The 396-nt window shown below is 75.8% G+C and carries 1 protein-coding gene; it reads left to right on the top strand.

The genetic code is table 11. The annotated features are described in order from the left end of the window. Positions 1–95: 95 nt before the first annotated feature. On the top strand, positions 96–374 hold the full coding sequence (locus J0695_RS37955; RefSeq protein WP_206969382.1) for a hypothetical protein: 279 nt from the start codon (positions 96–98) through the stop codon (positions 372–374). The last annotated feature ends 22 nt before the right edge of the window (positions 375–396 follow it).

Here is a 396-nt window from a genome sequence, read left to right as displayed (position 1 = left end):
CGCGGACCGGCCCAGGGCGAGCTCACAGCCAGGGGTCGATACCATGGGTTCTTCCGGACCTGACCGGGGGACCCGGACCCGCACGAGGAGCGCTCTTGCCAGACGAGGCCCAGCCCGCAGCCGCCGCGCAGCCCGACCAGCCGGAGAACAAGCCCGCTGCGGCCCCCACCACGCCCCCCGAGCCGTCCGCGGACAAGCCCAGGCCCGCGGACGGCTCGGGGGGCGTGGTGGGGGCCGCAGCGGGCTTGTTCTCCGGCTGGTCGGGCTGCGCGGCGGCTGCGGGCTGGGCCTCGTCTGGCAAGAGCGCTCCTCGTGCGGGTCCGGGTCCCCCGGTCAGGTCCGGAAGAACCCATGGTATCGACCCCTGGCTGTGAGCTCGCCCTGGGCCGGTCCGCG

Source organism: Streptomyces beijiangensis (genome assembly GCF_017315755.1).
Lineage (GTDB): Bacteria > Actinomycetota > Actinomycetes > Streptomycetales > Streptomycetaceae > Streptomyces > Streptomyces beijiangensis.
The sequence above is the reverse complement of the archived record's forward strand: the minus strand, read 5'-3'. Positions and strand labels throughout refer to the sequence as shown.